13 protein-coding genes are annotated in these 21212 nt (G+C 58.8%); 5 read left to right on the forward strand and 8 right to left on the reverse strand.

The genetic code is table 11. The features are described from left to right. Nucleotides 1–30 precede the first annotated feature (30 nt). From ACPOL_RS07570 to ACPOL_RS07585, 4 genes are all read right to left on the reverse strand, one after another. Nucleotides 31–573 (reverse strand): DUF3341 domain-containing protein, encoded by a 543-nt coding sequence (locus tag ACPOL_RS07570; protein WP_114206517.1) that lies wholly within the window; start codon nt 571–573, stop codon nt 31–33. After that, a complete protein-coding gene (gene nrfD / locus ACPOL_RS07575) occupies nt 573–1994 on the reverse strand; it encodes an NrfD/PsrC family molybdoenzyme membrane anchor subunit (protein ID WP_114206518.1) in 1422 nt (473 codons plus the stop codon). Before nrfD ends, ACPOL_RS07570 begins: the two co-directional genes overlap by 1 nt. Before the next feature lie 80 nt (nt 1995–2074). Continuing rightward, nucleotides 2075–5293 carry a TAT-variant-translocated molybdopterin oxidoreductase gene (locus tag ACPOL_RS07580; protein WP_236657310.1) on the reverse strand — a complete coding sequence of 1073 codons (3219 nt, stop codon included), beginning with the start codon at nt 5291–5293 and terminating at the stop codon, nt 2075–2077. Continuing rightward, nucleotides 5290–6189 (reverse strand): cytochrome c3 family protein, encoded by a 900-nt coding sequence (locus tag ACPOL_RS07585; protein WP_114206519.1) that lies wholly within the window; start codon nt 6187–6189, stop codon nt 5290–5292. The genes ACPOL_RS07580 and ACPOL_RS07585 overlap by 4 nt, the downstream gene beginning before the upstream one ends. A 284-nt stretch (nt 6190–6473) precedes the next feature. Here ACPOL_RS07585 and ACPOL_RS07590 point away from each other — a divergent pair, with 284 nt between their 5' ends. Both ACPOL_RS07590 and ACPOL_RS07595 read left to right on the forward strand, forming a co-directional pair. Beyond that, nucleotides 6474–7163, forward strand: a complete 690-nt coding sequence (locus ACPOL_RS07590; protein ID WP_114206520.1) for a DNA-3-methyladenine glycosylase family protein — start codon at nt 6474–6476, stop codon at nt 7161–7163. A 257-nt stretch (nt 7164–7420) separates the two neighbouring features. Beyond that, nucleotides 7421–10096, forward strand: coding sequence for a DUF3536 domain-containing protein (locus ACPOL_RS07595; RefSeq protein WP_114206521.1), 2676 nt, complete (start codon nt 7421–7423; stop codon nt 10094–10096). A gap of 31 nt (nt 10097–10127) precedes the next feature. On the opposite strand, the gene ACPOL_RS07600 is transcribed toward ACPOL_RS07595, so the two are convergent. Then, the gene (locus ACPOL_RS07600) at nt 10128–11018 is read right to left on the reverse strand and encodes a M23 family metallopeptidase (protein WP_161557245.1); all 891 of its coding nucleotides are present in this window, start codon (nt 11016–11018) and stop codon (nt 10128–10130) included. Nucleotides 11019–11286: 268 nt separating this feature from the next. Here ACPOL_RS07600 and thrS point away from each other — a divergent pair, with 268 nt between their 5' ends. Beyond that, complete coding sequence (gene thrS / locus ACPOL_RS07605) at nt 11287–13383, forward strand: threonine--tRNA ligase (protein ID WP_114206523.1); 2097 nt, start codon at nt 11287–11289, stop codon at nt 13381–13383. A gap of 232 nt (nt 13384–13615) precedes the next feature. Beyond that, nucleotides 13616–15151 carry a tetratricopeptide repeat protein gene (locus tag ACPOL_RS07610; protein WP_114206524.1) on the forward strand — a complete coding sequence of 512 codons (1536 nt, stop codon included), beginning with the start codon at nt 13616–13618 and terminating at the stop codon, nt 15149–15151. A 22-nt stretch (nt 15152–15173) separates the two neighbouring features. On the opposite strand, the gene ACPOL_RS07615 is transcribed toward ACPOL_RS07610, so the two are convergent. The 3 genes from ACPOL_RS07615 to ACPOL_RS07625 form a co-directional block, all read right to left on the reverse strand. After that, the gene (locus ACPOL_RS07615) at nt 15174–16532 is read right to left on the reverse strand and encodes a DUF2252 domain-containing protein (protein WP_114210689.1); all 1359 of its coding nucleotides are present in this window, start codon (nt 16530–16532) and stop codon (nt 15174–15176) included. Between the two features lie 73 nt (nt 16533–16605). Next, nucleotides 16606–17541: a carbohydrate kinase family protein gene (locus tag ACPOL_RS07620; RefSeq protein ID WP_114206525.1), complete on the reverse strand. Its 936-nt coding sequence runs from the start codon at nt 17539–17541 to the stop codon at nt 16606–16608. Then, nucleotides 17538–19271 (reverse strand): trehalase family glycosidase, encoded by a 1734-nt coding sequence (locus ACPOL_RS07625; protein WP_114206526.1) that lies wholly within the window; start codon nt 19269–19271, stop codon nt 17538–17540. The genes ACPOL_RS07620 and ACPOL_RS07625 overlap by 4 nt, the downstream gene beginning before the upstream one ends. Nucleotides 19272–19426: 155 nt before the next feature. On the opposite strand from ACPOL_RS07625, the gene ACPOL_RS07630 reads away from it, so the two are divergent. After that, nucleotides 19427–21190 (forward strand): AsmA family protein, encoded by a 1764-nt coding sequence (locus ACPOL_RS07630; RefSeq protein WP_161557246.1) that lies wholly within the window; start codon nt 19427–19429, stop codon nt 21188–21190. Nucleotides 21191–21212 lie beyond the last annotated feature (22 nt).

A 21212-nucleotide genomic window follows, 5' to 3' on the forward strand; every position in this document is an offset into this window, starting at 1 on the left:
TCAACTCGGTCACGGAGCTTGCCGACGGCGTTAATAATCCACCTCCACGACCGACAGCGGACGGTGAAGCGCAAGAAACTCTCTCGACTCGGTTGGCGAAAACTTGGGGTCGGTCGCCTCAATGCAAAGGAAAAACTTGTCGGTGGTTGCACCATTGCGGAAATTCGGAGCGTTGAAGAGCGGGTGATAGAGGGTGGGCAGTCCATTCATCGCCAACATGCCGAAGGCCGCTGAAAGCCCCGCAAAGAGAATCGTCCACTCGTAGGCAGGAACCACAAAGGCAGGCCAGGAGTAATAAGGGCGGCCAGCGATATTGAGCGGGTAGCCCCAGACCGACACCCAGGTTTCCATGCCAAACATCGCGCAGCAGCCGAGAATACCCCCCAGCAGGCAGACCAAGGAGACGTTATTCCGGTGAAAGCCGATCGCCTCGGCGGCTTCTTCGACGGGATATGGGGTATAGCAATCCATGCGGCGGTATCCAGCCTCATAAGCTGCTTGCGCGGCCAGCACCAGCTCCGTCGGGGTATCGAACTCCGCCAACAATCCGTAAGTTCCTTCTCGTATCGGCATCAGTCTCCTGCCTCATGCACGGCTTCCGACTCAGGCTTGACCTTGGCCTGGGGAAGCATCATGCGAATTTCAGACATCGGGATCATGGGCAAGAAGCGCACGAAGAGCAGAAACAAGGTCGTAAACAGACCCATAGTCCCGATAAAGGTTGCGTAATCCCAGCGAGTGGCTTTGTAAGTCCCCCACGAGGAGGGGAGGAAGTCGCGATAAAGGCTGGTGACGACAATGACGAAGCGCTCGAACCACATCCCGGTGTTCACGACGAACGAGAGCAGAAACATCCGGGCCGGACTGATGCGCACCGAACGCAGCCACATCAACTGCGGAATGGCGATGTTACAGGCGATCAGGCACCAGTACGACCAGCCCATCGGTCCGAACATGCGGTTCCACATCATGAAGGCTTCCCAATGGCTGGCCGAGTACCAGGCCATGAAGACCTCCATCGAGTAGCCGTAAGCGACGATCAACCCGGTGGTCAGCATGACCTTCGCCATGTTGTCCAGGTGGCGAAGGGTGATCATGTCTTCGAGATGATAGAAAGCCCGGATCGGCACCGCGAGCGTAATGACCATGGCAAAGCCGGAGTAAACCGCGCCTGCGACGAAGTAGGGGGGGAAGATGGTCGTGTGCCAACCCGGAAGCACGGCCACCGCGAAGTCAAAGCTGATGACCGAGTGAACCGAGAGCACCAGTGGCGTCGCTAAACCGGCCAGCAGCAAGGAGGCCGTCTCATAGCGCATCCAGTGGCGGGAGGAGCCGCGCCAGCCGAGCGAGAGCAGGCCGTAGACGTATTGGCCGAAGCGGGTCTTCGACCGGTCTCTCATGGTGCCGAAATCAGGCACCAGACCGATGTACCAGAAGACCACGGAGATGGTTGCGTAAGTTGAGACCGCAAAGACGTCCCACAGCAGCGGAGAGCGGAACTGCGGCCAGACGTTCATTGAGTTCGGATACGGGAAGAGCCAGTAGGCCAGCCATGGGCGGCCTACGTGAATCAGCGGAAAGAGACCAGCGCAGACCACGGCGAAGATCGTCATCGCCTCGGCAAAGCGGTTGATGGAGTTTCGCCAGGTCTGCTTGAAGAGCAGCAGGATGGCGGAGATCAGGGTTCCGGCGTGGCCGATGCCGATCCACCAGACAAAGTTGATGATGGCGAATCCCCAGGCTACCGGCTGGGTAATGCCCCAGATGCCCACGCCTTTGAGGAAGAGCCAGGTGACGGCAATCACTACCAGAGTCGCCACTCCGCTGGCCAAGAGAAAGCCTAGAAACCAGCCAATCGGAGTGTGCGGTGTGAGGACGATTCGGGAGATTTTTTCAGTCACCGACTTGAAGGTGTGACCGGGCGCGAGGACCCGCACCTCTCCGGTAATCGGATCCAACATCGGGTCATTGACCTTTACATCTTTAGTCGCCATGCGCGATTCCGCCCATTCGTGTTGCCCTGAAAAATTCGCCGGACTGTTTCCGGTGCCGGCGATACGAAAGCATAGTTCGGTTACCCATTACTGGCTCCGGGGGCATGCTCGACCCGGGCTTGCTCGAACTCCTGGTTGAAGTTCAAAACCCCGGCGACATACGTCGTCCGCGGGCGCGTATTGATGTCGGCCAGCACCTGATAGCTGCGCTGTTGTTTCTTAAGCTTCGCCACCCGGCTGTTCGGATCATTAATGTTGCCGAAGATGATCGCCTCCGTTGGGCAAGCCTGCTGACACGCGGTGATGATCTCTCCGTCGCGAATCTCCCGGTTCTCCTTGTCGGCATGGATCTTGGCGGCGCTGATGCGCTGTACGCAATAGGAGCACTTCTCCATCACGCCGCGGCTGCGTACCGTGACATCGGGGTTGCGGCCGAGCTTATAGCTCTCCGTCTCGTAGTCGGAGTAGAGCAGGAAGTTGAACCGGCGCACCTTATACGGGCAATTGTTGGAACAGTACCGGGTGCCGACGCACCGGTTATAGACCATAGTGTTCAAGCCTTCCGGCGTATGCACGGTCGCGCCGACCGGGCATACCTGCTCACAAGGCGCATTTTCACAATGCTGGCAGTTCATCGGCTGGAAGTGGGCGCGCGGCGCGGAGAGATCGCCCTCAAAATAGGTGTCGATCCGGATCCACTGCATGTTGCGGCCGATCTTGACCTGCTGCTTGCCGACCACCGCGATGTTGTTTTCCGCATAGCAAGCAACTACACAAGCATTGCAGCCGATGCAGGAATTCATATCGATCGACATGCCCCAGGCATTCTTGTCATAGACATAGGCTGGGAACATGCTTTCGTCGGGTGCCGGTGCTTCCCTGCCCTCGCCCTCGTGGGCGAAGTCGGGGTTCTGCTTGAACTCTTCCAGTGTGGCGTAGCGGATAATACCGCGGGTCTCGGCCTCGTTTGCCTCGAGTGAATTCTTGCCGCCGCCCTGGCCGCCAAAAAACTTCGACCGGTCGTCGTGATAGTGGCTTTTGGTATTCGCGAATTCGTAGATCTCGCTAGTCTTGGTGATTGTCGCCCCGGTGGCCACCAAGGGAGAAGCCGACGGCCGGATCGAGTAAGCGTCGAACCCCGTGCCGGTACCCACCCGGCCAGCCCTGCGGCGGCCGTGACCAAGATAAACGGTAATGCTATTTTCGGGATGGCCGGGAACCACCAGGACCGCAGCCTTCACCTTCTTGCCGTTCAAGGCGATCTCGATCACATCGGACTCTTCGAGCTTGTATTTGACCAAGGTCGCGTTCGAGATCAGCGCCGCATTGTCCCAGGAGAGATTGGTCACTGGCTTCGGCAACTCCTGCAGCCAGCCGACATTCGCGTAGCGCCCGTCATAGAGCGATGGATCGGGACGGAAGATGACCTCGATCGAATCGGCTTGGACCGCGGGCGGCAACTCCGGCAGCCCGGTCTTCGCGGTCACGGTCTTCGGCTCGAAAGCAGTGCCGTCGATAAACCCGTCGTGGAGAGCTTTGCGCCAGTTCTGCTCAAAGTCACCCTTGGCCGAGAGCTGCGCCTTCCAGGTTGCGCGCACTGCGTCGTAGGCCGGCAGCACGGGCTCGTCGAGCAGCATGGCTTGGATGACTTCGTGGGCGGACCTGCCGCCATAGAGCGGATCGATCATCGGCTGAATGATGCTGACCATGCCGTGATACGCCCGCGCATCCGACCAGGACTCCAAATAGTGAGCGCTATTGATGTGCCACTGCGCGACTTCGGCGGTCTCATCGTAGTGCGATCCCAGGTGTACAAGCACATCGACCTTGTTGGCCGCAGTAGCAAAGTCCAGGTCGGCAGGCGCGGAATAGATCGGATTGCCATCAAGTACCAGCAGCCAATCGACCTTGCCGGCATTCATGTCGGCGACCAGCGATTTCAGATCGTTGTTCTGCTGCGAAGGCAGCGGGTTGACGGTTTCGGTATAGATCACCGTCTTTCCGATGTTGCCAAGCGCGTCATTGATAGCGATCGCGGCAAGGTGGACCTCAGGGGGCTGCTGCTCGCCGGGGATCACTGCGGATTCACCGGCATTTGCCTTGAGATCCTTGACCAGCGCGTCAAGGAAGTGCTGCTGTTCCGGCGTCCAGGTCGGGCCGGAAGGCGCCTGAGCGCCGGTAATGGCCGCCGCTAGAGCGACGGCAAAGGCGGGGATGTCGCTCGCCCGCAGCCCAAGCCGGTGCTCGGCCTTCATGCCGGTCGTGGTCGGCGTACTCTCGACGGCATAGAGGCGATTCATCTCGACGTCACTACTGTCTAGCTTGCGACGCCGCGAGTAATCCGCAGCCAGCTTGTGGAACCCGGGGTGAGTGATACCGGAGAGGAAATCGGCATCCAGAGAAACGATGACGTCGGCGCCCTCGAGCCAGTAATGCTTGTCGAGCGGAGTGCCGAATGCCGCCGCGGTCGCCGCATAAGCCGAATCGCGGTTGACCGGGTCATATTGCAAGAACTTCGCGTTCGGCCATGCGGCCTGCGCCTTCTTGATCTGGGCAGCCAGGGTCGGGGAAGTGACCGTGCTGGTGAGGATATAGATCCCCTCGCCGCCAGCGGTTTTCTTAACCGCAAGGTGGGTCTGGAAGGCCTGTACAAACTCTGACCATTCGCGGTTTTCCCCGCGATAGCTGACATGCTGCGAACGGTCGGGATCGTAGAGCGCAAGCAGCGAACCCTGGGTAATCGGATCGGAACTGCCGCGGTTGATGGGGTGGTCCGGATTGCCGTCCACTTTTACCGGCCGATAGGCGTCGCTTTTCACCAGCACTGGAATGGCGCCGGTATTGAACGGGTGGGCGCTGGCAAAGTAATTCGGCTTACCGAGGATCAGATCTTCGGGTTGTTTGATATAGGGATAGATCGGCTCATCGGGCTGCTTGGTGCAACCGGAGAGGCCGGCCAGCGCCATCGAGGCGCCCATGATTTTCAAGAATCCCCGCCGCGAGACCGGATCGATCCATTCGGAAGCCTGGCGAGGAAACTCGCGTTCCAGCATTTCGTCGAAGCCGGGAGCGCCGGCGAGCTCTTCGAGACTCCGCCAGTACCGCTTGCCACCCTGGCCCGAGAGCCTCTTCCGGGCTTCCGCCAGAGTCAGCCCCTGCTCCTGTGTGGAGCTCCCTTCGAGGCTCACGAGCTGGGCGTCCAGCGCCTTCACAGTCTCCGGTGCTTTCGCAGTCATTAAATCCTGTCCTTCTTGGTCCATCTTCGATTCCGTCACGTGATCGGGAGTAGGTACTTTCATCGGTGACAGACCTCGCAACTGCTGAGCTCGCGCGGTGTTCGAATGTGATATTGATCGGCGAGATAATGTCCAAGCTTGTCCTGATCGGTGAACTTCACGTAAGTGACCGGAGGCAGCGGAAGCGAAGCAGCTCCAGAGTCACTGACAGTCGCCGCCTGGTGGGTTCCGGGATCTGTAATCTGGGAGCTGGCTGCCCCTTCAGGCATCTGCAGAGCGGCGACTCGAACCCCGCCTTCGGCTGGATTTAACGTGGTGCAGCTGACGGTTTGGGCCGTCGGGACACCGCTCTTGCTCTCCGTGGATCCACACCATACCGGACTGTCAGTGGAGGGGCCGGTCCAGGCCATGTTGTAAATTTCGCTGGTCGGACGCAGGTTTTTGGCCGGATTGCGGTGACAGTTGAGGCACCATTCCATTTGCAGAGTGTTCTGCTGATACATGATCGGCATCAGGTCTACCCGGCCGTGACAGCTTGAACAGCCGAGCCCCTTGTTCACATGGATCTCGTGATTGAAGTAAGCATAATCAGGCAAATCATGGACCTTCGTCCAGGTGATCGACTCCCCGGTGGCCCAGCTGTGCCGGACTGGCTCGAGCAGATTGGCGTTCGTCCAGATCTGCGAATGGCAATTCATACACGTCTTGGTAGGCGGAATGCCAGCATAGCTCGACTTCTCCACCGACGTATGACAGTACTGACACTGGATCCCGAGACCCATGACATGGTGTTTGTGGCTAAACGGAACCGGCTGGTCCGCTCGTTGTCCCTGCCGGGTGACCCACGGCGAGCGCTGCAACTGGTCAAGGGTCACGCCCAGGGCGATCACAATCAGCCCTGTCAAAACCAGGCTCGCGCGGGCCAACGCGTTCGAGCTTCGGTCAAAAATCTGCGCCATGAATGCGTTCCTGCTTCCTCAAGTTACGCGGTGGAGGGGAGCGGCCTCGACCAGTAAAGGGTGGCGGCCGTTCCACATGGGCCGCTAGAAAGGCCCTTCGAAGTTTCAATGTCTAAAAAAGAAATATAGCAGCAGCGAAGCCTTTGCAAGCGACCCCGGGTACGAAAACGAAAAAAAATCCTGGATGTATAGTAGCGGCCAAACCGAAATGGCACCTCCAAATCAACCTCTCGCAGCCGGAACAAACGATTACACTTAACGATTATGTTCAAGGAGGTCTCTGCATGGTGACCGGGCGTCGCGGAGTTCGCTACGATGCGGAGCTGGCCTGCCGGCAGCTCGGCGCCGCCGACCCCAAACTGGGCCGCCTGATTGGCGAGGCCGGAGCGTTCTCGCTGCGCTTGAAGAGCTCGCATTCCCCTTTCGAAGCGTTGCTGGAGTCGATCATCTACCAGCAGCTCCACGGAAAAGCGGCGGCGGCGATCCTGCGCCGGTTGCTGAATGTCTTCGGCGATCTGCACCCGTCGCCGGAACACATTCTTGCTGCTCCCGAGGAGCAGCTGCGTTCGGCCGGAGTATCGCAGGGAAAGGTCCTGGCCCTGCGCGATCTCGCCGCCAAGACCATCGATGGCACCGTCCCTACGCTGGCCCGGATCCGCCGCATGAGCGACGAAGACATCATCGAACACCTCACTCAAGTGCGCGGCATCGGTCCCTGGACGGTCGAGATGCTGCTTATCTTTCGCCTTGGCCGGCCGGATGTGTTGCCGGTCAGCGACTATGGAGTACGCAAAGGCTTTGCCCTCACCTTTCGCCGTATCCCTAAGAACAAGCCCTTTTCGAACGACCTGCTCCCGAAACCGGAAGAGATGCTTCGCCGGGCGCAGAAGTGGCGGCCCTGGCGCTCGGTCGCGAGCTGGTATCTGTGGCGCGCCTGCGACCTGGCCGGGAAAGCCTCACCCCCGCCCGACTAGAAGCACTTCGGGCCATGCGATCCGTTGCGGTCTGAAGGATCCAGCGTAAACTGGACACAACGATATTCTTTGCGACGCAGCAGCCGAAGATAGAAGAAGGGCAACGGTTCTCCCGCCCCTTTTTCTCAAAATCGGCTATCGCTCAGGGTCGATTCGATGGCTCCCCTCGATGGAACCGAATCGCTCCCGGCGAGCACCGTATGGCTGCAATCTGGGTCTCTGCCCGTTTACGTCTTCCCTCTTTGTTGGAGAAACCGATGCCCGACCCTACGCCCGCGGTTCCCGTCAGCCTGGAACGCTATATCACGATTCATGGACATTTTTACCAGCCGCCGCGGGAGAATCCGTGGCTGGAGACGGTAGAGACTCAGGATTCGGCGGCTCCCTATCACGATTGGAATGAACGCATCACCGCGGAATGCTACGCGCCCAACGGCGCCTCGCGGATCGTGAACCGCGAGAACCAGATCATTCGCATCATCAACAATTACGCCCGTATCAGCTTCAACTTTGGTCCGACCCTGCTCTCCTGGCTCGAGGAAAACGCGCCTCGCGCCTATAAACATATCCTTGAAGCCGACCTTCGAAGCCAGGCTCGTTTCGGCGGGCACGGCTCGGCCATGGCGCAGGTCTACAACCACATCATCATGCCGCTGGCGAACACTCGCGACCGCATTACTCAAATTCGCTGGGGAATTGCCGACTTCGAATCTCGCTTCGGCCGCAAGCCGGAGGGCATGTGGCTGGCCGAAACAGCAGTCGATAGTGAGTCCCTCGAATTGCTTGCCCAGCACGGCATCCGTTTTACCGTGCTGGCCCCGAGCCAGTGTGCCCGCGTTCGCCCTTTGGCGGAGAGGCCGGCGAGAAAGGTCAAGCCGGATGCAGCTACCGACGACGGGACTAAACCTCTGGTGGTCGAGCCCTGGCAGGAAACTCCGAATGGCAGCGTCGATACAACCCGCGCCTACACCGTGCGGCTTAAGTCGGGGCGCAGCATCGCGATTTTTTTCTATGACGGACAACGATCGCGAGCCATCGCTTTCGATGGCTTGCTGAACAGCGGCGATGAGTTCGCCAATCGGCTGATGGGCGGCTTTCGCGCCGAACCGGCACAGCCCGACGGCGCTCATCGCGGGCAGCTCGTCCATGTGGCGACCGATGGGGAGAGTTACGGCCATCACCATCGCTACGGCGAGATGGCGCTCTCTTATGCGCTGCGGCTGATCGAGCAGCGGGGAGAGGCGAAGCTGACCAACTATGCCCAGTTCCTGGATAAGTTCCCGCCCCGCTATGAAGCCGCGATTGTCGAGAACACTTCGTGGAGCTGCTTTCACGGTGTCGAGCGCTGGCGCTCTGACTGCGGCTGCAATGGAGGGCGGCCCGGCTGGAATCAGAAGTGGCGCGCGCCCTTACGCGACGCTCTGGATTGGCTGCGCGACAGCGTCGCGCCGCTGAGCGAGAAGCTGGCCAAGGGGCTCTTCGCTGATTTCTGGGAGGCCCGCAATGCCTATATCGAGGTCGTGCTCGCCCGCGGCGAAGTATCCAGCGGTCACGTCAATACGCCGGTGCCTAACGCTGACGCTTTCCTCGATTCCCATTCTCTTCACCCGTTGAACCATGCCGAACGCATCAGCGCGTTGAAGCTGATGGAGATGCAGCGCCACGCTCTCTTGATGTACACCAGCTGCGGCTGGTTCTTCGACGATATCTCCGGTATTGAAACTGTGCAGATCATCGCCTACGCGGGCCGCCTGGTGCAGTTGGCGGAGGAGGTATTCGGACCGGAAGCAACCGGGCTTGAAGCTGGTTTTGTCGAACGTCTGCGAGCCGCGAAGAGTAATGACCCCCAAGCCATCGATGGCGCTGAAATCTATCTTTGCAAGGTGAAGACGGAAAGGGTAGGCCTCGAAGAGGTTGCGGCGCATTATGCGATCAGTTCGGTCTTCTCGAACTACCCGGAAGAGGCCCGGCTCTTTGGCTATGTGGTGCGGCGTCTGGATGTGGAGTCGCTCGGCACGGGGCGAGGGCGGCTCTCGATCGGGCGCGCGCTGGTTTCTTCGACCATCACCGGGGAGAGTGAACAGGTGACTTACGCCGCGCTCCATTTCGGCGATCAAAATATTACGGCCGCGGTCAAGCGTTCCCTGGCGGGCTCCAACGGCAGCTTGGATCCGGCGGTGGGGGACCGCGAGAAGGCTGAGCACGAGGCGCTTCTCGACGGGGTCAGGGCCGCAGTCCGGAGGGCCGATATCCCGGCCGTGATCCGGCTCTTTGACCACCACTTTGGAGAGACGGACTATTCCATCACCTCACTCTTCAATGACGAAGAGCGCCGTATTTTGAAGATCATCCTGGATCCGACCTTGAACGAGATCGAGACGACCTTCAGCGCCATTTATGAGCGGCATGCTTCGCTGTTGCAGTTCCTCAGCGAGGTAGGGATGCCGAAACCCGCCGAGCTCACCTTGGCAGCCGGCTCGTTTATCAATTCGGGACTTCGTCACTCACTAGAAGCAGACCCGATCGAAGACGATCGTATTGCCCTGTTGCTTGGGCGGGCCAAGGACATCAAGATTGCTCTCGACGAACCGTTGCTGAGCTACGTAGCTAGTCAGCGCATCAAGGCCAGCATGGTGGCGCTGCACAAACATCCGAGCCGTGCCCGCGAGCTGGATGAGGCGCTACGGGTCGCCCAGGCGCTGCACACCTTCCCCTTTGAGATTCGTCTGTGGCAGGCGCAGAACATCTGGTACGAGATTATGGAGGTGTCGCATAACCGCTCGTTGTCAATCGCGGCGCAGGATTTTGCGAGTTGGCAGGCCCGGTTCAATGCCCTCGGCCGCCACCTGGGAATTGCCGTCGATGAACTGGTCGTGGAGGATGACGGCGCGTCGCCGGAGATCCAACCTGACTTGGCTTTGCGACGCAGCTAAAACGGTCAAGAAAATAAGGGCCAAGAAAATCCTACGGCTTGCCGGTCAACCGAAGCCGGAAAAGACCGGCGGGATCGAGGTACGCCTCGTGCCAGCGAACGGCGAAGTGAAGGTGCGGACCGGTCACTCGGCCAGTCGCTCCGCTGAGCCCCAGCCTCTGCCCCTTACGGACGCGCTCTCCAGGAGCGACCTCCAACCGGGAAAAATGCATGTAGATCGTCATGAGCCCGAGCCCATGGTCGATGACCACGCAGTTCCCTTCGTAGAAGAGTTTTTGCGCAAGCACGACCGTTCCCGCATTGGCCGAGGCAACCGGCATGCCCGCGGGCGCACGGAAGTCCATTCCACGGTGGATGCTTGCGAGCTTGCCATTGAAGGTGCGACGGGTCCCAAAGGAGTCAGTAGAAGGCTCCTTTACAGGCCGAACGAAGTCTCCCGCCCACAGCGGGGCGGAGGCGGTCTGGGAGAAGACACGGTCCTTGATCTGTTTATCGAGGGCAATCTCCTTCTGGGTCGCCGCATCGGGCTCCACAAAGTTGCCGCCGACCGTGAGTTCACCACTGTGATACTTTGCCTCAGCCACCGCTAACTGCGTACCGGCGTGAAGATCATGGCCATCCAGGGTGACCGCCTGCAAGGTAAGCGGATAGCTGCCCGGCACAGTTTCCACATCCACCCCGGCAAGCGCATACCAGAGCTCGCCCGATGGTCCGTTTGGCCCTTTGAAAAAGGAAACATCCTTGCCGAACCAAACACCCCGCACAATCGAGGCTTTCTGCGCCAGCTTGACCGTAAGCAGAAATGGAGATCCGTTTGCCAATGCCGTGGGCGTAGTCACAATACTGGCAAAGCCGGAAGAGTCCGATGCGCCAGCCAGGTGTCCCGCCATAACCAGCAGTCCCAGGCCGTAGATCAGTAGCATTCCGCATTTCCGCTGGGCATCCGGTCGCAACCGATGCTTAGCCCACCGCCAAAAAGAATAGAAACCCAAAGCATCCCCCACCAAGCAGCATCGCCTCCGCGGATCGATTGCACAACCTTGTGCAATGCTCTGATTTCTCGTAGCGGAACGAGCAGTGGAATTCCCTACTGGCCAGCCTCTTCCCGAATACAAGCTACTCACGGCCGCCCAAACCATACTAGGGTAAAGGTGAAAATGCTCTAGAATAAGGCAAAGGTTCGTGGCCAAAATGGATTCATCATTCGACGCGGGAATCGCTGAAATAGAACCGTCACATTCAGGACTAGCCTCCATTCAAGTCAAGCTGCCCGACGGCAGTGTGCGTGAGTTTCCCCGCGGCTCAACCGCCTTCGATGTCGCCAACAGCATCTCTCCGCGACTGGCCGCGGCCTCGGTCGTCGCCAAGATCAAGGCGCTCCATCGCGCCGCTAGCACGCCCGCTGCTGAGCTGGACAAGGATGTCGAAGAAACGGCAGAAGCCGAAATGTACGTCGACCACGATACTGCCGTGGAGCGGCTGGTCGATCTGCATGCGCCACTCGAAGAAGACGTGGAGTTGCAGCTGCTGCGCGAAAACGACGCAGAGTCGCTCAAAGTGGTCAGGCATTCAGCCGCCCACGTGATGGCCACCGCGGTGCTCGAACTCTTTCCCGAAACCAAACTGGGCCACGGCCCGGCGACCGATGCGGGGTTCTTCTACGACTTTTACCGGCCCACCCCGTTCACGCCCGATGACCTCAAAGCCATCGAAGCGAAGATGGCCGAGGTTGTCGCCCGCGACCAACGCTTTCTGCACGAATTCGAAGATCGCGAAGAGGCGGTGTCAAAGTTCCGCGATACCGGCGACTTCATGAAGCTGCACTTCGTCGAGCGCTTCACCAAGCCCGGCGAGATGGTTTCGCTCTACCGCAATGGCCACTTCACCGACTTCTGCCGCGGGCCGCATGTGCCCACCACCGGCCGCGTCAAAGCATTCAAAGTCCTCAGCCTCGCGGGCGCTTACTGGCTGGGCGATGAGAAGAATCCGCAGCTGCAACGCATCTATGGCACCGCCTTCTTCTCGCAAAAAGAAATGGACGCCCACTTCGCCCGCCTCGAAGAGATGGCCAAGCGCGACCATCGCCTGCTGGGTAAGCAGCTCGACCTGTTCTCGATTCAGGAGGTCGCGGGCGCCGGCCTGATCTTCTGGCATCCCAAGGGCGCGATCATTCGCAAGACCATGGAAGACTGGATGCGCGAAGAATGCCTCCGCCGCGGTTATTCCATGGTCTACACGCCGCATGTGATGCGCCGCGAGCTATGGAGGATCAGCGGCCATGAGGGCCATTACGCGCAGAACATGTATACGCCGATGGAGCTCGACGACGCCGAATACCGGCTCAAGCCGATGAACTGCCCGGGCCACATCCTGATCTACAAGAACTCGCCGAAGAGCTACCGCGACCTGCCCGTCCGCTACGCCGAGCTTGGCAACGTCTACCGCTACGAGCGCTCCGGCACCATGCACGGACTCTTGCGCGTGCGCGGCTTTACCCAGGACGATGCCCACATCTTCTGTACCCCGGAGCAAGTTGAAGACGAGATGGCCGGCTGCGTCGAGTTTGCCGAGGTGGTGCTGAAAACATTCGGCTTTCAAGAGTTCAAGGTCGAGCTCTCCACCTGGGACCCCAAAGACAGCAAGAGCTATGACGGCACCGCCGAGCAGTGGCAAATGGCCACACTTGCCATTGAGAGCGTGCTGCAGCGCAAGCAGATTCCGTACAAGACCTTCCTTGGCGAAGGCGCTTTCTACGGCCCGAAGATCGACATCAAGCTAGTCGACGTTTTAGGCAGACTTTGGCAGCTTTCAACGGTGCAGTTCGACTTCAACCTGCCCGCCCGCTTCGATCTGGAGTATGTAGGAGAGGACGGCGAACGCCATCAGCCCGTCATGGTCCACCGCGCGCTCTTCGGCTCGGTTGAAAGATTTTTCGGCGTCCTCATCGAACACTACGCCGGGGCCTTCCCGCTATGGCTCGCGCCGGTGCAGATCGGCTTAGTGCCCATCAGCGAACGCCACCGCGAATACGCGGAAAAGATACAGCAGCAGTTACAGAAGCATGGCTTCCGCGTCGAACTCGATGGCCGCAACGAAAAAATGAACGCCAAGATCCGCGACTTTACCTTGCAGAAGGTGCCATACGTCCTCGTCATGGGAGACAAAGAAGCGGAGTCAAATGCAGTCAGCGTGCGCGCCCGAGGCAAAGGCGACCAGGGTTCGGTGGGCTTTGAAGAATTCTTGACCCGGATTCAAGGATTGCTCGAGAGCAGGTCTATGGAGTTGTGATTGGATATGAGTACTGGCCGGTTTGAATGAACAGGGCCATCGTTTGATTCTGTTCCTGGTTAATTCTGTTCCTGGTCAGGAATGGCTCATGTCAGTCCAAACCAGTCCGCTGCACGGAGCCTAATCCGGTTTCGGCTCGCTGGTAGTCATGCTGAACAGTGATGAAGAGTCCGAGCAGTGGACTAGTCCCCCTATCCATCGGCTACAAAGGATTGGAGCTAGGAGAAGCTGAATGTTCCGGCCTCTGTTTACTCGACTCACTTTCGGGTTTTTCGCAATCCTCATTGTGACTCGACCCGTGCTGGCTTTGGATTCGCTCGGCAACGTTCACTTTCCTACATCGTGTAAGCCGGGTACTCAAAAGACCTTCGATTCGGGCGTGGCGTTGCTGTACTCCTTCGAGTTTAGAGAAGCCGAAGCCGCTTTCCACCGCGTTGAAAAGGAAGACGCGAAATGCGTCATCGCCGGGTGGGGCGTGGCGCTCTCCACTACCGAACGGGCGGGAGCGAATGCTCCGCCAAAAGATCTGGCCAAAGGATGGGCGGAGCTCCAGCCTTGGCTCGCTGTGAGAGCGGGCACAGAACGAGAACAAATGTATGTTGACGCCGTTCGGGTGATGTATGAAGGTTACGCAGATGTCCCGGGTTCAAAGCGTTGGGAAGACTACCTCTCGCGGATGGATAAACTCCGGCAAAAATACCCCGACGACATCAATGCAAGCCTCTTCTACGGATTGGGATTGACCTGGACAGCCGGACCGGGACGGAAGGGTTTGGAGCAGCGGAAACAGGCTCTAGCGATCTTCCTGCCGATTTTCGAGAAATACCCAAATAATCCAGGAGCTGCGCACTACATCATTCACGCCGCCGATACTGCAGAGCTCGCGCCGGTAGCGCTCCCCGCAGCCAGGAAGTACGCAGCGATCGCGCCAGATTCTCCTCACGCGCTGCATATGCCTTCGCATATCTTCAATCGGCTTGGCTTGTGGCAAGCCTCGATCCAGACGAACGAGGCTTCGGCTCGGGTCGCGGCGGAGTGGATGCAAGCCGGTCGAGCAGGTAGCTTCGACGAGTTTCATGCTCTCAACAACATCGAGTATGCCTGGCTGCAGCTCGGAGACGACCAGAAGGCCAAAGCGGTTGTCGACCAGATCACCGCTTTAGCTCAGAAAGGGAATGACCCCTGGCTTCCGGTCGACGCGAGAATCTACTACGACCTGGAGACGCACAACTGGCAGGACACCATCCGGATTGAACCTCCTTCGACGTCCTCCTTCGAGGAAAACTTCGATGCTTACTGGATCGAGACCATAGGCGCGGCGCGTTCCGGCGATCCGAAAAGCGCTAGAGCCGCCTTAGCCAAATATCGAGATTCAGAGACAGCCTGGAACAAGAGCCACGGCCGGGGTGACATTTTGAGTGTTGGTCTCGCCGAAGCTGAGGCATGGACTCTCTTTTCAGAAGGAAAGCAGGAGGAAGCCGTCGAGAAATTAAGGAACATGGCTGAGTTCGAACGAGACCATCCGATGTACTATGCAGACATTCTGCCTCGCCCAACAGGAGAGATGTTGGGCGATATGCTCTTGCAGATGAACAAGCCAGCGGATGCCTTGCTGGCCTACAAAGCCGGATTACAACTCGCTCCAAACCGTCTCGACTCGCTGGTTGGCGCAAGCAAGGCCGCCGAGCTTGCAGGGTTCCCTTCGGAGTCGAAGGAATATGCCCTGACAATCAAGAACGAAGGCGGATTGCTGGCGCCTAGGCCTTGACCCTAGCCGAGTATAAGCCCGCCTACTTGTTCTTTGCCTCTTTGCCGTCCTCAGCTTTGTTCGCCTTCACCCCGTGCTTCGACTTCAACAGCAGTTCCCAGTCCTTCTGGGTTTGTTCGGCATACCCTTCAGCGAATTCGAGGATCGCCTCGTCGAATTTGTTGCCATTGCCGATATAGCCGGCTATCACGCAGGCGTCTCCGGAACGCGAGTGGCCGCGGGCGAGCAACTCTCCGCAGACAATCGCATAGTCGATCAGGCCCTGTCCTTTGAGCTCGTTTAGATTGAGCGATCCCTTGTAGTCGCTCAGCTGGCGGACCAGATAATCGCGGTTGGCGATCGTCGTCCAGCCGAGAAATGGGTCCGACTGGAGCTGCATGGCGCGCTGGCCTTCGACCACGCGGCGGCCTTGATGCTTGGCTCCGATGGCACCGAGATATGGTTCGTAGGCGGACCGGGCCTCTTCCTTGATCTGCAGGAAGAGCGGGTCACCGGGTCCGTTTCCTTCGCAGTAGACCACGTAATCGCGCAGCCCAACGCTGCCCGTGCCGACCACTTTGAAGGCCACATCGATGGGTTGGTATTGCGCCAGGAAATGCCGGCGCTCCGGCTGCAGCGATTCGCTGTATTCCTTGAGCGAGCCGAGCACTTCGCGGGCCTTGACTCCGGTAACCCGGGTGAGCATGGGCCTGTTTTCTTTGAAGACACGCGCGCCCGACGCCGCTTTCGCGTCCGGAGAGTCGCCGGCCGGAACGGTAAGGCTTTCCAACGTGTGCAGCGGAGTGGCGCGCTCGGCCTTGAGCAGCACCTTCGAAATCGGCTCAATGCGCTGCAGCCGATGGACCTGATAGCGGGCCATTTCAATGACCGGCATCTTAGAAAACATGACGATCATGCGGCGATATTGTTCGACAAAGGCGAGCACCGCCGGTTCCCGCTTGGAGGCTTTACTACCGACCGCGAGGCCCGCCAGCACCAGACTCGTTGCTAGCCGCTTCAAGTCCCACTCGAACGGCCCTTGGGTGGTCTCGTCGAAGTCGTTGATGTCGAAAACAAGTCGTCCATCAACCCCGGCAAACGCGCCGAGATTGCGCACATGCGCATCCCCGCAAAGCTGGCAGATGATGCCGGTGTGTGGATGAGCGGCGAGATCATAAGCCATAATCGGCACCGCTCCGCGAAAAAATGCAAATGGCGAGGCTGACATCAACTGATACTTCAGTGCAACTAAGGAAGGAACGCGGCCCCGGACCGAAGCCTCCAATAAAGCGATCGGACTCCGCCTCCGGACGCCGGCTTCGGCATGGGACTGGCGCGACACCTGTTTCCGGCGTAGTTCGCCTTCTTCAAGGCGCTCCTGAGGAGTTGGATATTTTGGCATCTTGCTCACCGGGCGGGAAGTCTCTGCAGACAATACATCAGTCGGAAAGCCATCGCAAACTCGATTTCGTTGTTCATACCGACGAGATAGCGCGTTGTATCTCCGTGAGCTTCGCCTCCGAAAGCGCCGGCATCGCCCCAGCCTGTGAAGCAATCCAGGATCCCCAGCGATTCCCTGCCTCGTTGAGCACCGGCAGCGAAGCTCCTTGGAGGTAGTAGCTGGTCAGCGCGGCCGTAAACGCGTCACCCGCTCCGATGGTGTCGGCCATCGGGGTGGGAATGCCCGGGTGCTGATCGAAGCTCTCGCGGGTGACGAGCAGGCTCCCCTTGTTCCCCATGGTGATGCATACGAGTTCGATCGGAAACTCACCGAGAAGCGCTCGTGCTCCCTTGCGGAGGGCGGCAGGATCGAGAGTGACGCCGTCTCCTCCTTCGAGGCGTAAGAGCTTCAGCACTTCGGGCATCTCGGCGTCATTCAGCTTGAGAATCGTGGCCCGGCTCAATGAATCCTCGAGCACCCCGCGAGTGTAGAAAGGTTTGCGGAGATTCACGTCGAAAACCCGTACGCAGTCACGCCGGGTAGCCGCCAAAAAGCCATGAATGGTCCTGCGCGAGACCGGTTCCCGCTGCGCTAAGCTGCCGAAGCAGACTGCGTCGGCCGATGCCGCCAGTTCCTTCCATGGCGGGGTGAGCTCCAGAAAATCCCAGGCCACGGGCTCATGAATGACATACTCCGCTTGCCCTTCTTTGAGTGTCACGGAAACGGAGCCGGTTGGGTGCTTTGCGTCTTCCTGGATTAGTTCCAAATCCGCTGGCAGCGCAGCTAGATATTTCTTTGCCTCGCGGCCCAGCGGATCCTCACCAAGACGACTGGCAATGACCGCGCGGTTTCCGAGCCGGGCCGCCATGACAGAGAAATTGGCCGGCGCCCCTCCCAGCTGTTTGCCTTCCGGCAAGAGGTCCCAGAGTAATTCGCCCAGACCAACCACGATCTTCGGCTGATCCGTCATTTAACCTCGACCTTCCCGTCACTGGCGATCACTCGCTGCATCTCGAGATACACCGCATTGGTCCAGCCAAAGCCGACGACGTTCATCTTGTAGCCAGTCGCGACTTCAACATTTGCGTTGCCGTTCACCACGTTATATTTCTCGCGAATCGTCGCATCATGAGCGAAGCCATCTTCGATCGTCTTGCTGAATTCTTTCGACGTCCGGACTGCATCGGCGCCGTCGCCCACCTTCACCATTCCTTCGATGGCGATCCAAGTCGGGGGCGCCCACCCGAAGGGGAGGTCCCACTGGGTCCCCGAATTGGTGTCGCTCATCGCGATCCCTCCCGGCTGCTCCAGAAGTTTCAGGTTCTTCTTGACGCCCGCTATCTGAGTTGAGTCAGCGACTCCGGCCCACAGCGGATAGAGAGTCGTGATGTAGTTGTAGCTGGCCTGTTCTCCCTTTTCGTAGTCCCAGTCGAAATACATCCCCTTGCCGGGGTTCCACAGATATTTGTTGATCGCAGTTTTGCGCGCTTCGGCAGCCGCCGTCCACTTCGCGGCTTCGGCCGGTTTATGCAGCTGATTCGCCATCCACGCGAGGTCCTGTTCGTATTTGTATAGCAGGCTGTTGAGACAGATGGGAGCATAGTGATGGGTTGAGCCGTCGAAAGGTCCAAAACGGAATGAAGGATCAAATCCGGATTCGCGCATGGCGCGATCACCCTTGTAGTAGTCCGCAGTCAACCAATGGCCGTCCACGTGAGCGCGAGCACATACGTGAGAGGTGCGGGGATCACAGCTGATCTTGGCAAGGATTGCCTGCTGTCCGGGATTTGGATCCTCCGGACCATCGACCAGATAATCGGTCTTGACCTCGGGATGAGCAAGCAGCCAGCGAATCACGTCAGGATAGTAAGAGCTATCGTCTTCCTGCTCAGGGACAGGCCCCTTCCCGATGTCATAGTAACGCGCCAGGCCAGTGTCGCCGGCCCGATGGAAATCGCTCGTCCATAGAGCATGATCGCGCTGAGCATAGTCATAGGCGCGCACGAGCCATATCTTGGCCTTCTGCCTTTGCGCCGGATCCGCCGCCATCGCCTCATACACGTCCCGGATCATCGAGCTTAAGAACGGCGGCTGCGACCGGGTGAAATAATAAGTCCGATTAGCATTCAAAATGCCCCCGTAATGCTCGATTTCATAGAAGAAGTTCTCCACCATGCCATGCGCAAGATCTACTTTGCCTTCGCGGAGCAAGCCGAGAATGATGAAGTAACTGTCCCAGCCATACATCTCATTAAAACGACCGCCGGGAACGACATACTTCTTCGGCAGATAGAGCAATCCCGGCTTGGGAATGTCGGTCAGCTTGAGCTCGCCAAAACTGGTCACCACCTTGGGCAAGTGCTCGACGTCCACATTGCATTGTGTCTTCAACGCCGCCACTTCGGCGGGAGTGGGCACGTCCGCAGGCAAGTAAAGGATCGATGGCGCCCCGTTCAGCTTGGGATCGACCAGCGAGTGGCAATCGCTCATCGAGCGCGACAAGGTATCCCAGCTTTTGTGAATGTACTCGGTGATCGAGCTTGCCTCGGGTTTCGAAGGAGGTGTCTCCTGGGCGAAAGTGGGGCACGATCCGATGCCAGTCAAGAGCGCTGCCGGGAGCAGAAGCAAGCCGACGCAGATCCTCAGACGACGCAGGAATTGAAGCCGAATTGGACGAACCGGGATGGATATCAAATTCATAGCAAGCACGCGTATCCTAACTAGAATGCAGGAGTCTGGTCCCAGGGATCTGAGGCGACGGCGGTACCTTGCAGACGCATGGAGCGGCATGTCTCAGCTTACCCCCGCCTCACGCCTGAATGAGCAGTATTGCCGCTGAAAGAAGGTTTGTCTACGTGGCAGAGCAATTAGGGCCAACCGGGATCCGCGAAGTCACCCAGCTTCCCGGAATCGCGGTGCAGGCCGGCAAGCAGAGGAAGAGGCGGGGTCGCCTTCTGCTCTGGATAGCTGCATTTTTCGTTCTCCTGATCCTAGGGCTCGGCATCGCTGCGCAAATCGCCTTGAATCGAGCCGAACCAATCCTCCGAGCGCGGGTCATCGATACGCTATCGACCCGCTTCGATAGCCGGGTGGAACTGGACCACTTTGAGGTCATCGTTTTTCGCGGCTTCGAGGTGGAAGGCGGGGGATTGCGTCTCTATCCGCGAAGATTCCTGACCGATCAACCGCTCATCGCCATCACGAAATTTCGCTTCCGGACCTCATGGCTGAGCCTTCTGCGAACCCCGATGCACGTGGGTCAGGTTTCCGTCGATGGAATGGCGATCAATATGCCGCCCAAGGAGCTTCGTCCGGCTAACTCAACCGTCAACCCGGCTGCTTCTCCAAAGCTCGCTCCGCAGCAGGCCAAACAAACTGCCTCACCTTCCTCCCATGCCGGTCTCAAGATCATTGTCGACGAGGTGCTGATTCAGGATGTGCGGCTGCTGATCGGCACCAGCAAACCGGGCAAACTGCCGCTCGACTTTGAGATCAGCCAAGTTGTGCTGCATAAGGTGGGAGACGGCAAGCCAATGCAATTCTCGGCCACCCTGGTCAACCCTAAGCCCATCGGCAATATTCAGTCTTCCGGCTACTTCGGTCCCTTTCAGCAGGAGAACCCGGGAATGACTCCAGTGTGGGGTTCGTACTTTTTCAGTCGTGCCGACCTGGCGACTTTCAAGGGAATCGGTGGGATCCTTTCCTCAACCGGCAAGTACCAGGGACCGCTGAATCATCTTACCGTCGACGGCCAGGCGACTGTGCCCGATTTCCGGCTCAGCAGCGGCAACCATCCGATGCCTCTGCACACGGTATTCCACGCCATCGTCGATGGCACCAGCGGCGATACCTATCTGCAGCCGGTTGATGCGCAACTGGCACATTCTCGCTTTATAGTGACCGGCTCAGTAGTGCGCGTGCCGACCGCGCCGACCCTCGTAACTCCGGTCCGCCAGGACCCGATGGAGGCCGCGAAAGGCCGTCCTCACGGTCATGTCATCACCCTCGATGTAACTATGACAAGCGCCCGGATCGAAGACTTTCTCCGGCTTGCGGTTCGCACCGATCCTCCGGTAATGGATGGCAATCTGCGCATGAAAGCGCGCATCTTCCTGCCGCCCGGCGATGTCCCGGTCACCGATAAGCTGCACCTGAACGGGGATTTTGACGTCAGCGGCGCTTATTTCAGCAGCGACAAGATTCAGCAGAAGATCAACCTGCTGAGCCGGATGGGGCAGGGTCATCCGAAGGATCCGGATCTCCACCAGAGCCCCCCGCAGCCGGAGCCAAAGACCGCCGCTGAAGTCAAGGGCGATTTCACCCTGGCCAATAGCCGCATGGATTTTCCGGATTTGAGCTTCGGGGTTCCCGGAGCGGAGATCCAAATGGCCGGCATCTACACCCTCGACGGCAGCAAATTCGATTTTCATGGCCACGCGAAGCTGCACGCCCACCCCTCCCAGATGACTACCGGATGGAAGTCACTCCTGCTCAAACTAGCGGATCCTCTATTTGCCAAGCAGGGTTATGGGACAGTGGTTCCGATCCAGGTGAGCGGTACCAAGTCGGAGCCCCATTTTGGTCTAGATTTCGGGTATAAGCCGCCTAAACTTCCATAGTTCAACGTTCTCCCCAGCGAAG

This window comes from Acidisarcina polymorpha (genome assembly GCF_003330725.1).
Taxonomy (GTDB): Bacteria; Acidobacteriota; Terriglobia; order Terriglobales; family Acidobacteriaceae; genus Acidisarcina; species Acidisarcina polymorpha.

Excerpts from the sequence above, each read along its gene's own strand:
- ACPOL_RS07570 (WP_114206517.1), bottom strand. The coding sequence starts at position 573 with ATGCCGATACGAGAAGGAACTTACGGATTGTTGGCGGAGTTCGATACC.
- nrfD (WP_114206518.1), bottom strand. The coding sequence starts at position 1,994 with ATGGCGACTAAAGATGTAAAGGTCAATGACCCGATGTTGGATCCGATT.
- ACPOL_RS07580 (WP_236657310.1), bottom strand. The coding sequence starts at position 5,293 with ATGAAAGTACCTACTCCCGATCACGTGACGGAATCGAAGATGGACCAA.
- ACPOL_RS07585 (WP_114206519.1), bottom strand. The coding sequence starts at position 6,189 with ATGGCGCAGATTTTTGACCGAAGCTCGAACGCGTTGGCCCGCGCGAGC.
- ACPOL_RS07590 (WP_114206520.1), top strand. The coding sequence starts at position 6,474 with ATGGTGACCGGGCGTCGCGGAGTTCGCTACGATGCGGAGCTGGCCTGC.
- ACPOL_RS07595 (WP_114206521.1), top strand. The coding sequence starts at position 7,421 with ATGCCCGACCCTACGCCCGCGGTTCCCGTCAGCCTGGAACGCTATATC.
- ACPOL_RS07600 (WP_161557245.1), bottom strand. The coding sequence starts at position 11,018 with ATGCTACTGATCTACGGCCTGGGACTGCTGGTTATGGCGGGACACCTG.
- thrS (WP_114206523.1), top strand. The coding sequence starts at position 11,287 with ATGGATTCATCATTCGACGCGGGAATCGCTGAAATAGAACCGTCACAT.
- ACPOL_RS07610 (WP_114206524.1), top strand. The coding sequence starts at position 13,616 with ATGTTCCGGCCTCTGTTTACTCGACTCACTTTCGGGTTTTTCGCAATC.
- ACPOL_RS07615 (WP_114210689.1), bottom strand. The coding sequence starts at position 16,532 with ATGCCAAAATATCCAACTCCTCAGGAGCGCCTTGAAGAAGGCGAACTA.
- ACPOL_RS07620 (WP_114206525.1), bottom strand. The coding sequence starts at position 17,541 with ATGACGGATCAGCCGAAGATCGTGGTTGGTCTGGGCGAATTACTCTGG.
- ACPOL_RS07625 (WP_114206526.1), bottom strand. The coding sequence starts at position 19,271 with ATGAATTTGATATCCATCCCGGTTCGTCCAATTCGGCTTCAATTCCTG.